This window comes from Micromonospora sp. B9E7, from assembly GCF_039871815.1.
Lineage (GTDB): Bacteria > Actinomycetota > Actinomycetes > Mycobacteriales > Micromonosporaceae > Micromonospora.
The window spans coordinates 35,600-46,379 of sequence record NZ_JBDPLX010000034.1 but is presented as its reverse complement, the minus strand read 5'-3'; the positions used below and the strand labels follow the sequence as shown (position 1 = coordinate 46,379).

Sequence of the window (10,780 nt, the reverse complement as noted above, 5' to 3'; positions counted from 1 at the left end):
GGCAGGAGGCATGCCATGTGAGAGCCACACCAAATCGCGGTGGGCAGCCGATGAGAGAGCCACCCCGCCGGTCACCTCGACCAAGCCTGGCCGGGCTGCGGTCGTAGCACCAGTAGATAAGTAGCCGGTGACCGTGTCGACTGGCAGCCGGTCGCGGTGCGCCTCGATCGCGGCCCGGGTCTCGGCGTCGTAGGTGGACAGCGGGCCGCCCCGCCAGGCGCTGTGCGGGCCGGCGGCCGGGCCGCCGTCGGCGTCGACGCCGCGCAGGGCGCGCAGGAAGGCCGCGAGGTCCGTGGCGAACCGGGTCAGGTCGTCGATCCGGTCGGAGCGGGCGGTCTGCCCGTCGATCCAGCCGTACACCGACCACGGGTACGGGTAGCCGGCACCGGGTCGACCGTGGGCCAGCGGGGTGGGGATCTCCAGCGGCAGTCGCGCCCCGAGCACCGGCAGGCACCGCTGTTCCTTGGCGACCTGGACGGCGTACCCCTCGTCGCTGGGCAGCCGCACGGTCATCGCGTCGCCCAGGTGGAAGGTGCGATTGTCCCAGCCGCCGACCTCGACCGGACGCACCGGCAGGTGTGACCACCGGGGGAACTGCTCGGCGATCAGTTGGCGCACCAACGCCACGTCGATCCGGTCGGTGCTGGATTCCGATACGCCGGTGTCAGGCTGTGCGCTCATCCGCCCGAGCCTGCGGGTGACCGGCCGCCGCCCGCAACCGATTTGCGCCACCTCCGTTCCCGACGGTGGGGCTCTACGGCGTGGTGGCGGGGGTGGGGCGCGATGGTGTGGTCGTCCGGGCCAGCAGAGGAGACGCGGTGACCAGCAGACAGAACGCGGCCATGAGCAGCAGTGCCGGGGTGAGGTCGAGCGCGTCCACCGACCAACCGCCGAGCAGCGCGCCGGTTACGTGGTCGCCGACCAGCGGGTGGCCGGACCGGACGGCCGTGTCGGCCCGCTCGCGGACCAGCTCGCCATGATCAAGAGCATGGTCACGGTGAACACGTCACCGATCGCACAGGCGGTGATCGGTGGCCCCGGCTGCTGGAGAACGGATGCAGCCTGGTGGCGGCGAACACCCGGGAGCGCTCCGCGTACACCCGGAATCTGCGCCACCTGGTGACCGGCCTGCGCCGACGGTTCCTGGCCGGGACGGACGGCCCGGTGGCGGTGCGCTGGACGGTGCCGGCCGGCGGATTCTTCGTGGTGGTGACGGTGCCGTTCCCGGCCGACGACGCGCTGCTGGACCGCTCGGCGCGCGACTACGGGGTGCTGTGGACGCCGATGGCGCACTTCTACGACGACACCGCGCCGGTGCGCGCGCTGCGGCTGTCCGTCAGCGCGGTGACGCCACCGCAGATCGACCTCGGGCTGGATCGCCTCGCGGCGCTGATCACCGACGAGTTGGCCGCTCGGGCGGGTTGACACACCGCGTTCATCGGATGGCAATGCGCGACGACCCGCGTGTCGCCGTCCTGCGTGGACGGTCATAATAGGCCGCATGGTTGCCTGGGAGTACGCCCTGCTCGTCCGCCGCTATCAGGGACAGGGCCGCAATTTCCATGTCTCGTTCGTCTGGTACGCGCCGGACGGGTCCCGCAAGGACATCACCGCCTTCGGGGACACCGCCATCGCACACCTCAACCGCGCCGGCCGGGAGGGATGGGAGTTGGTCTCCGCTGCCGAGGACGTCAACAACGTCCAGGGCAGCACCGAGGTCCACCGCTACCACCTGAAGCGCCCGATGGCCTGACCCCACCCCGCCCCGCCCCCCGTCCGGGTCGATCATGGAGTTGTGGTGGTGGACAAAGAACGCCATCCGCCGCGATTCGGGCACCACAACTCCATGATCAACACGATCCGGCCGGGGCCGGGGCCGTTGGTCAGGCCAGGTCGATGGCGGGGTAGAGCGGGTGCGGGGCCAGCAGGTCGGTCGCCTGGCGGGCGACCTTGTCGGCCAGGGCCGGGTCGAGGTTGTACTTCGCCTTCGACGGGGTGCCGTCGGCGTTGGCGCCGGCGGTGGTCTGCGTCAGCACGGTGTGGATCAGCTCCGCGGTCTGGTCCATCTCGGCGGTGCCCAGCCCCCGGGTGGTCAGCGCCGGGGTGCCGATCCGGATGCCGGACGTGTACCACGCCCCGTTCGGGTCCTGCGGGACCGAGTTGCGGTTGGTGACGATGCCCGAGTCCAGGAGAGCCTGCTCGGCCTGCCGACCGGTGAGCCCGTAGCCGGACACGTCGATCAGCACGAGGTGGTTGTCGGTGCCGCCGGTGACCAGCTTCGCGCCCCGGCGCAACAGCCCCTCGGCGAGGGCCTGCGCGTTGTCCACGATCCGCTGGGCGTAGTCGGCGAAGTTGGGGCGGCGGGCCTCCGCGAGGGCGACCGCCTTGGCGGCCATCACGTGCGGCAGCGGACCACCGAGCACCATCGGGCAGCCCCGGTCCACCTGGTCGGCCAGCTCCGGCTGGCAGAGCACCATGCCGCCGCGCGGACCGCGCAGCGACTTGTGGGTGGTGGTCGTGACGATGTGCGCGTGCGGGACCGGGTCGAAGTCGCCGGTGAACACCTTGCCGGCCACCAGGCCGGCGAAGTGCGCCATGTCGACCATGAAGGTCGCGCCGACCGAGTCGGCGATCTCCCGCAGGATCCGGAAGTTCACCTTCCGCGGGTACGCCGAGTAGCCACCGACCAGGATCAGCGGCTTGAACTCGCGGGCCGCCTCGGCCACCCGGTCGTAGTCGATCAGGCCGGTCGCCGGGTCGGTGCCGTAGCTGCGCTGGTCGAACATCTTGCCGGAGATGTTCGGCCGGAAGCCGTGCGTGAGGTGGCCGCCCGCGTCCAGCGACATGCCGAGCATCCGCTGGTTGCCCAGCTCGCGGCGCAGCGCGAACCAGTCGGCCTCGGTGAGGTCGTTGACCTGCCGGACCTGCGCCTTCTTCAGCGCGGGGGACTCCACCCGGTCGGCCAGCACCGCCCAGAACGCGACCAGGTTGGCGTCGATGCCCGAGTGCGGCTGCACGTACGCGTGCGCCGCGCCGAACAGCTCCCGGGCGTGCTCGGCGGCGAGCGCCTCGACGGTGTCCACGTTCTGGCAACCGGCGTAGAAGCGACGGCCGACGGTGCCCTCGGCGTACTTGTCGCTGAACCAGTTGCCCATGGCCAGCAGGGTCGCCGGGGAGGCGTAGTTCTCGCTGGCGATGAGCTTGAGCGACTCCCGCTGGTCGGTCAGCTCGGCGCCGATGGCGTCGGCCACCCGCGGCTCGACGGCCCGGATCACCTCGAGGGCACTACGGAATGCGGTGGACTCGGCGTTGCGCGACATGCGACCTCCAACAGACGTGCGGGAAGGCCCAGGCGCTCGGCAAACGTCCTCGTGACGGGGCCGCTCCCCGATGGTTGTCCATCCCCACGCGCCAGTAACGGCCCGGTCCGATCCTACCGGGCCGGCCGGGGCCATCCCGGGCGACCTCCGTACGCCGCGCGTCGGAAGGGTCGGGCGATCGACGTGCGGGCACTCCCAACGAGCTGACCCGCTGCACGGCGAGAGCCCGGCGGCACGCCGGGCCCTCGTTGTGTACGCGACCGACTCAGGCCGTCACCGCGTCCATCGCCTTCTTGATCGCCTTCGGAGCGGTGGGGGTGCGCGGGGCGTCCGCCCGCAGCGCGATCATCCGCTCGCCGATCTCCTGCAACTGCTTGCGACCCAGGGCGTCGCGGACCTTCGGGAACCACTCCTCCTCTTCCTCCTCGACGTGGTGGGTCACGTTCTCGATCAGCACCGTCGTCTTGGCGTTGAAGCGTTCGTCGGTGGCGTCCATGCTGGCCAGCTCGGCACAGAGCACGTCGGCGACGTGGTGCTCCTCGTACGACTCGAGGATGTCGTCCTCCAGGTCGGGCAGCAGGCGGCGGACCTCCGGGTACATCACCTCGTTCTCGAGGTAGGTGTGCACCGTCAGGGCCTCGAGGATCTGGTCCACCAGCTTCTGCCGCTTGCTCGCCGGCCCCTCCTCGGCATCCTGGAAGGCCTTGAACAGGCGGCGCATCTCCTTGTGGTCCTCTTTGAGCAGGACGATGGCATCGGTCGACACGGGTATGACCTCCCTGGATCTCGTCTGGTGTGAATCCGGTACCCAGCAGGTCAAATGGGGAAACAGCGGATATCGGCTGATCAGACCATCGACAGCGTTCCGGGGATCTCGTCGAGCAACTCCCGGGCGAGGAAGCCGATCCGGCCGTACCGGGGGATCAGCCGTTGGCCACTCACCGCGTGCGCGAACGAGCCCCAGCAGGCGGCCTGCGCCGGATCCGCTCCCCGGGACAGCAGCCCCGCCAACAACCCGGCGAGCACGTCCCCGCTGCCGGAGGTGCCGAGCCCGGCGTCACCGCTCTCCTCCCGCCAGCCCCGCCCGTCCGGGGCGGCCACGTGCCCGTACAGCGACACGACGGCCTCGTAGCGGACGGCCAGCTCGGCCGCCTCGGCGTCCAGGTCGTCGCCCGGGTCCCGCCCGAGCAGGTGCCCGGCCTCGGTGACGTTGGGCGTGAGGACCACGGGCCGGCCCGAGCCGACCAGCAGGTCCGGCGCGTGGCTCAGCGCGCCGAGGGCGTACGCGTCGAGGACCAGCGACGTTTCCGGGCGGGCCGCGTCCAGGACCAGGCTCAGCAGGCGGTTGGTCTCGTCGATCGCCTTCAGCCCGGGGCCGAGGGCCACCACGTCGGCCTGGGCGACCAACTCGCCGAGCTGACCGTCCCGGTCGGCGGCGACCGCGCCGTCGACGGTCTCCGGCAACCCGACCACCAGCGCCTCGGGCACCTGGATGCTCAGCGTGGCGGCGGTGGACTCGGCGGCGGCGAGCTGGAGCACCCCGGCGCCGGCACGCAGCGCGGCCACCCCGGCGAGGAGCACCGCGCCGGGAGTGAAGCGGGAGCCGCCGACGACCAGCACGGTGCCGCGGCTCTCCTTGCCCCCGGCCGGCACCGGCAGCGCCCAGTCCCGCAGCAGCCCCGGCGTGATCACCTTCACCTCAGACCGGCTCGGCATGGATCTCGTCCTCCCTGGTCGGCTGTGCGCCCTGCCGGTGCAGGTGGCCGACCTCGTTGAACCCGCCCAGCGTCAGCCGACCCTGCGCGTCGGCGGACCAGTCGGTGATGGAGCAGTTGGCGATCACGTGCTCGCGGGTCAGCGCCATCAGGTCCGCCTCGGTCAGCCCTTCCACCAGATAGCGCAGCAGGAAGACCAGCGCGTCGTGGCCGAAGAGCAGAACCCGTTGGCCCTCGTGGTCGCGGCGCAGATCGCCGAGGAGCGTGCGCAACCGCAGCGCCACGTCGGTCCAGGACTCTCCGCCCGGTGGCCGGTAGTAGAACTTGCCGAGCCGGGCCCGGCGCTCGGCCTCGTCCGGGTACCGACGGCGCACCCCATGCCCGGTCAGGCCGTCGAGGATGCCCAGCTCCCGGTCGCGCAGCCGCTCGTCCCGGCTGACCGGCACCCCCGTGCCGTGCAGCGCCAGCTCGGAGGTCGCGACCGCCCGCAGGTACGGCGAGACCACCGCCACGTCCGGCCGGCGGTCCGGGGGCAACTCGGCCAGCCAACGGCCGGTGGCCCGGGCCTGCTCCGCACCGGTGGGGGAGAGCGGCACGTCGGCGTCGCGATGACCGAGCCCGATCAGCTCCTCGCCGGACGCCTCGGCATGGGTGGCCGCCACGTTCGCGGTGCTCTCACCGTGTCGGATGATCCAGAGCGTCGCCAGTTCCGCCATGCCGACCCCCTACCCGGGCGCCGACGGCGGTAACCGTGGTCGCTCAGCCCCGCCGTTGCAGCAGGGCGACGGTCAGCCCGGTCACGTGGGTCACCGTGACCACCTCATAGCGTTCGGTGAGCGCGGCGGCCTGCTTCTTCGAGAGTCCGGTCAGCGGTGCGTCGGTGACCGTCGGCAGCAGCACCCAGATGCGCGGCTCGTCCCGCAGGCAGCGCGCGGGGTTGCCGCAGTCCGCGGCGAACAGCTCGTTGCGCTGGGCCGCCGACCGCTGCTGGAAGACGTTTCGCGGCGAGACGTCCGCCGGGAGGTAGTAACGCACCCCGGGTTCGTGCATCCACCACCAGGGCCCGCCCGCGGCGAGGCCGTCGCCGGGCTGGTAACCCGCCTCGATGACCTGCGCGGCCTCGGAGTAGGAGAGTGGCTTGAACGCCCGTGCCTGCGGATAGGTGTACCAGCCGTGCGAGTACTCGTCGCGCATGGCGAGCTGCCCCGGCACGGACAGGGCGGCGACCACGACGAGCGCCACCGCGACCAGCGGGGGACGACGCAGCGCGGCGAGCCCCGCGCCGGCGAGCACCGCCCAGGCCGGCATCAGGAACAGCAGGTACTTGGAGAAGAAGTAGTTGATGTCGCCGGTGGCGGCCACCAGGATCACCGGCACCGGCAGCGCGGCGATCAGCGCCGCGCTCAGCGTCCGGGCCAGGGCGTCGCGGCGCAGATGGGTCAGCAGACCCACCACGGCCAGCGCGGTCACCGCGACGGCGATCAGCGTCGAGCCGTAGACCTGCTCCCAGACCGTCCAGGGGGAACTGTCCGGGATCCAGCTGATCTGTCGGCCCGCCTGCTTCATCCCGCGCAGGATCACCGGCGCGGCGATGGCCGCCCCAGCGGCGGTGGCGAGCGTGAACCAGGCCACCGACCACCAGCGGCGCTCCCGCCAGCAGTGGATCAGGACGGCCACCCCGTGCCCGAGCAGCATGGTCAGCGCGACGACGTTCACCAGGCCGGTGCCGGCCACCGCGAGCGCGTACGCCGCCCACCGCAGGAACCCCGGCCGCTCCAGCGCGCGGAGCAGGAACAGCGTGGCCGCGGCAGCGCCGAGGACGACGAACGCGTACGAACGGGTCTCCTGCCCGAATCGGGTGACAGTGGGCAACAGGGCGAAGACGAACCCGGCGGCGACACCCGTCCGGTGGTCGAACAGCCGCCGTCCGGCCAGCGCCACGCATGCCGTGGCCAGGACCATCGCCAGCGCCGACGGCAGCCGCACCGCGGCCGGCCCGGTGCCGAGCAGCATCGTCCAGCCGTGCATGAAGAGGTAGTAGGCCCCGTGCACGGCGTCGACGTTCGCCAGCATGCCCAGGATCTGCCCGGTGGAGCGGGTCGCCACGTCGATGGTGACCAACTCGTCGTGCCACATCTCCGGACTGCCGAGCCGCCAGCCGACCGCGAGCGCGGCGAACGCCGTCGGCCAGAACCAGACGCTCAGCGCCACCTGGCGGGCGAGCCGCAGGGGCCGAGGATCGGGCACGGTGGCGGCCGGGGGCGGGCCCCCGGCGTTGGTCTGCGCGGGCTGCGCGTCCGTGGCGACGGCGCGGTCTGACATCGGCGTCCGATCCGGGGGGCGGGGCGGTACGGGGCGCGACGATGATAGCGCTCGCCGGCGTCGGCGTCGGACCGTCGTCGGTGTGGTCGCGGTGTCCGGTTCGGCGGTGCTCGATCGTGGGTGGGAGCCTGATAATGTGGCCGCGCCTGTCGAGCACCACCACCACGCACAGTTAGGTTTGCCGACCTGATGATTGTCGACATCATGCTGCCGTACTACGGAAGTGTGCCTCTCATGCAGGCGGCGGTGCGCAGCGTGATGGCGCAGAGTGACCCTGGTTGGCGCCTCACCGTGGTCGACGACGGCGTCGAGCCGGGGGTGCCCGAGTGGTTCGCCGGCATCGACGACGAGCGGGTCCGCTACCAGCGCAACGAGCGCAACCTCGGGGTCACCGGCAACTACCGCAAGTGCGTCGGCCTCGCCGAGCACGAGTACCTGGTGATGATGGGCACGGACGACATCATGCACCCCAACTACGTCGCCACCGTCCGATCGGTGATCGAGCAGTACCCGGGCGTGTGCATGATCCAGCCGGGTGTCGAGGTCATCGACGCCGACGGCACGGTGGTCAACACGATGGTCGACGAGGCCAAGCGGCGGCTCTACGCCCCCCGGGTCGACTCCCGCGAACTGATGGGGGGTGAGGACCTGGCGGCCAGCCTGCTGCGCGGCTGCTGGTTCTACTTCCCGTCGATCTGTTGGCGCACGGACGCGCTCAAGGCCGTCGACTTCCGCGACGAGTTCCAGGTCATCCAGGACCTGGCCCTGGTGATCGACCTGGTCCAGCGGGGCGAGCAGATGGCCGTCGACACCACCCTCTGCTTCCAGTACCGGCGGCACGCGGTCAGCAAGTCCGCCGCGGACGCGGTCAACGGTTCCCGGTTCACCGAGGCGCGGGCGTACTTCGTCGATGTCGCGCGGCGGATGGACGAACACGGCTGGCCCCGGGCGGCCCGCGCGGCCCGCCACTACACCTCGTCGCGGCTGCACGCCATCACCCTCCTGCCGACGGCGGTCCTCTCGGGCAAGATGGCCGGCGTACGCAGCCTGTCCCGGCACGCGTTCGGGCCGGGCCGATGACCCACGACAGTCCGGGAGGCGGCATGACCATCGCTCCACGAGGCCCGGCGGACGACGCCGGGCAACCACTGCGGGTGACGGTGTTGGGCGGCACCGGCTTCCTCGGCGACCCGATCTGCCGGGCGCTGGCCGACCAGGGCCACACCGTGGTCGCCGTCGCCCGCACCCCGAAGGCCGTCGGCGCGGGTGTGGAGGTCCGCGCACTGGACCTGGCCGCCGCCGACGTCGACGAGATCACCGAGATGCTGCGTGACCTCGACCCGCACGTGGTGATCAACGCGGCGGGCGGGATGTGGGGTCTGAGCGAGGCGCAGATGCTCGCCGTCAACGTCACGCTGGTCGAGCGACTGGTCGAGGCCGCCGGCCGACTGCCGCGGCGGATCCGCGTGGTCCAGCTCGGCAGCGTGCACGAGTACGGGCTGGTCCCGGTCGACACCTCGATGCCCGAGCAGTTGCCCCCGGCACCGGTGATGGCGTACGGCGAGTTCAAGCTGCGCTGCACCACCGCGCTCACCGAGGCGCACCGGCAGGGCCTGGTCGAGGGCGTCACCCTGCGGGTCGGCAATGTCATCGGCGCCGGCCAGCCCGGGCACAGCCTGCTCGGGGTGGTCGCGGGCCGGCTACGCGACGCGCAGCGGGCCGGCGAGCGGGCCCGGTTGGAGTTGGCCCCGCTCGGCTCCCGGCGCGACTTCGTCGGCCTCAGTGACGTCGTCGCCGCCGTGCTGCTGGCCGTGACCCGCCCCGACGCGGCCGGCCGCGTGATCAACATCGGCCGGGGGGTGGCGGCCAGTGCGCGTGATATGGTCCAGCTCCTCATCGACGTCAGCGAGGTTCCGACCGACCTGGTCGAGGCCGAGCGCACCGGCCCCGCCGAGACCACCTGGCAGCGCCTCGACGTCGGGCTGGCCGCCGAGCTGCTCGGCTGGTCGCCGAGCGACGATCTGCACACCGAGATGAAGCAGTTGTGGGAGCACGCCGGCGCCGAGGTGCCCGCCTGATGGTCGAGAGGTTCCTGGCCGCATGACTACCCCCGCCCTCGTCCGATCCCGTGGCACGCTGGCCGATCTACTCTCCGGCCGCAGCAACGGCATCGGGCTGATCCGACTCTGCCTCGCCGTCGGCGTCGTACTGTCGCACTCCAAGCCGCTCGGCTTCGGTGCCAACGACCTCGGCTACCACCTCACCGGTCGGCAGACCAACGTCGGCACCATGGCCGTGTACGGCTTCTTCGTCCTCTCCGGTCTGCTGATCACCCGCAGCGCCCGGCGCACCGGGCTGATCCGCTACGCCTGGCACCGGGCGTTGCGCATCTTCCCCGGTCTCTGGGTCTGCCTGCTGATCACCGCGCTGGTGGTCGCCCCGCTCGTCGCGCTGCGCGAGCACGGCAGCACCACCGGCTTCTTCGACAACGCCTGGGAGCCCGGCGGCCCGCTCGCCTACCTCCAGGCCAACTGGTGGACCGGTGTCCGCCAGTACGGCATCCACGACCTGCTCAGGGACACCACCCCGTGGGGTGACAAGAGCAACTCCAGCGTCTTCAACGGCGCCCTGTGGTCGCTCAAGTACGAGATGTTCTGCTACGTCGTGGTGGGCGTGCTGGCGGCGACGGCGGTGCTGCGCAACGCCCGCCGGTTCGTGCTGTTCCTGACCGTGGCGCTCTACCTGAGCATCCTCCACGACTGGGTCAGCTCCGGGCAGTTCAGCGGCCCGGTGTCGACCGCGAGCTGGTCGTTCAACTCGCCCCTGGTCGGCGGGATGAGCTTCCACTACATCGTCTACCTGGGCTTCCTCTTCGCCTTCGGCGCGACCCTGGATCTCTACCGGGAGCGGGTGCCGATCAACGACGCGCTGGGCATCGGCTCGGCGGTGGCGCTCGGACTGTCGCTGCTGTTCGGCGGCTTCTTCGTCATCGGTCTGCCGGCGTTCGCGTACCTGCTGGTCTGGCTGTCGGTGCGGATGCCGCGCCAGCTGCACTGGGTGGGCCGTAAGAACGACTACTCGTACGGCATCTACATCTACGGGTTCGTCTTCCAGCAGGTGATGGCGAGCCTCGGCTGGAGCCGCTGGGGCTACGTGCCGTTCGCCGCGATGTCGGTGGCCGCCGCCTTCGCCGCCGCGTTCGTGTCCTGGAAGCTGGTCGAGCGACCGGCGCTGCGGTTGAAGGACTGGACGCCGGGCTTCGTGGCCCGCCGGTCGTCCCCGGCGGTGCCACCGGAACCGCAGACCGCGGTCGCCGAGGAGCCACCCGGGACGCCGTCGCCGACGCAGGCCGGCGGCCCGACCGAGGAACTGCCGCAGCAGCCCGCCACGCTGGTCCCCGGCCGGTAACCCGCCGGCCCGCCC

At 71.6% G+C, this 10,780-nt stretch carries 11 protein-coding genes, 1 pseudogene and 1 riboswitch; of the genes and pseudogenes, 5 read left to right on the top strand and 7 right to left on the bottom strand.

All coding sequences use genetic code 11. From position 1 onward, the window contains the following. The coding region (locus tag ABGB10_RS32435) for a phosphotransferase (protein WP_347664784.1) at positions 1–681 on the bottom strand (681 nt) is incomplete at its 3' end. Positions 682–754: 73 nt separating this feature from the next. Continuing rightward, complete coding sequence (locus ABGB10_RS32430; RefSeq protein ID WP_347664791.1) at positions 755–880, bottom strand: hypothetical protein; 126 nt, start codon at positions 878–880, stop codon at positions 755–757. An 18-nt stretch (positions 881–898) separates the two neighbouring features. Here ABGB10_RS32430 and ABGB10_RS32425 point away from each other — a divergent pair. Beyond that, positions 899–1,425, top strand: a pseudogene (locus ABGB10_RS32425) (aminotransferase class I/II-fold pyridoxal phosphate-dependent enzyme); the annotation flags it as partial. Between the two features lie 67 nt (positions 1,426–1,492). After that, on the top strand, positions 1,493–1,753 hold the full coding sequence (locus tag ABGB10_RS32420; protein WP_278142296.1) for a hypothetical protein: 261 nt from the start codon (positions 1,493–1,495) through the stop codon (positions 1,751–1,753). Between the two features lie 130 nt (positions 1,754–1,883). Here the strand turns inward: ABGB10_RS32420 and ABGB10_RS32415 are convergent, their stop codons facing one another. From ABGB10_RS32415 to ABGB10_RS32395, 5 genes are all read right to left on the bottom strand, one after another. Beyond that, the gene (locus tag ABGB10_RS32415; RefSeq protein ID WP_347664783.1) at positions 1,884–3,320 is read right to left on the bottom strand and encodes a glycine hydroxymethyltransferase; all 1,437 of its coding nucleotides are present in this window, start codon (positions 3,318–3,320) and stop codon (positions 1,884–1,886) included. 19 nt (positions 3,321–3,339) lie between these two features. Further along, positions 3,340–3,429: riboswitch (ZMP/ZTP riboswitch) on the bottom strand. A gap of 156 nt (positions 3,430–3,585) precedes the next feature. Beyond that, positions 3,586–4,086, bottom strand: coding sequence for a hemerythrin domain-containing protein (locus ABGB10_RS32410; protein WP_347664782.1), 501 nt, complete (start codon positions 4,084–4,086; stop codon positions 3,586–3,588). A gap of 80 nt (positions 4,087–4,166) precedes the next feature. Next, positions 4,167–5,036, bottom strand: coding sequence for an NAD(P)H-hydrate dehydratase (locus ABGB10_RS32405; protein ID WP_347664781.1), 870 nt, complete (start codon positions 5,034–5,036; stop codon positions 4,167–4,169). Next, positions 5,020–5,751 (bottom strand): histidine phosphatase family protein, encoded by a 732-nt coding sequence (locus ABGB10_RS32400; protein WP_347664780.1) that lies wholly within the window; start codon positions 5,749–5,751, stop codon positions 5,020–5,022. The genes ABGB10_RS32405 and ABGB10_RS32400 overlap by 17 nt, the downstream gene beginning before the upstream one ends. A gap of 43 nt (positions 5,752–5,794) precedes the next feature. Further along, positions 5,795–7,357, bottom strand: coding sequence for a glycosyltransferase family 39 protein (locus ABGB10_RS32395; protein ID WP_347664779.1), 1,563 nt, complete (start codon positions 7,355–7,357; stop codon positions 5,795–5,797). A gap of 189 nt (positions 7,358–7,546) precedes the next feature. Here ABGB10_RS32395 and ABGB10_RS32390 point away from each other — a divergent pair, with 189 nt between their 5' ends. The 3 genes from ABGB10_RS32390 to ABGB10_RS32380 are packed head-to-tail and all read left to right on the top strand — an operon-like array spanning position 7,547 to position 10,765. Beyond that, positions 7,547–8,437 (top strand): glycosyltransferase, encoded by an 891-nt coding sequence (locus ABGB10_RS32390; protein ID WP_347664778.1) that lies wholly within the window; start codon positions 7,547–7,549, stop codon positions 8,435–8,437. A gap of 23 nt (positions 8,438–8,460) precedes the next feature. Beyond that, positions 8,461–9,435, top strand: a complete 975-nt coding sequence (locus ABGB10_RS32385; RefSeq protein ID WP_347664777.1) for an NAD(P)-dependent oxidoreductase — start codon at positions 8,461–8,463, stop codon at positions 9,433–9,435. Positions 9,436–9,457: 22 nt separating this feature from the next. Next, on the top strand, positions 9,458–10,765 hold the full coding sequence (locus ABGB10_RS32380; RefSeq protein WP_347664776.1) for an acyltransferase: 1,308 nt from the start codon (positions 9,458–9,460) through the stop codon (positions 10,763–10,765). Positions 10,766–10,780: the final 15 nt, after the last annotated feature.